Genomic DNA, 255 nt, shown 5'->3' on the forward strand with positions numbered 1-255 from the left:
TCCTGAACCGCCGTCAATAGTATCGCTACCTGCACCACTATCAATGTAATCATCTTCAGAACCCCCATTTAAGATGTCATTACCATCATGACCATAAAGTTCGTCATTACCAGCTTCACCATTTAAGGTGTCATTGCCATTACCACCAAAGAGACCTAAGTTACCATAATAAAAGCCATCATCCCCAGCACCTCCAGACAAAACATCATCTCCATCTCCACCTTCAAGACGATCTCGTCCATGACCAGCATTCAG

Annotated in this window: 1 pseudogene; it reads right to left on the reverse strand. The window is 43.9% G+C overall.

What is annotated here, in order from left to right:
- Positions 1–255, reverse strand: a pseudogene (locus FFO06_RS20960) (calcium-binding protein); the annotation flags it as partial.

Source organism: Dolichospermum planctonicum (assembly GCF_005402965.1).
GTDB classification, from domain to species: Bacteria; Cyanobacteriota; Cyanobacteriia; order Cyanobacteriales; family Nostocaceae; genus Dolichospermum; species Dolichospermum planctonicum.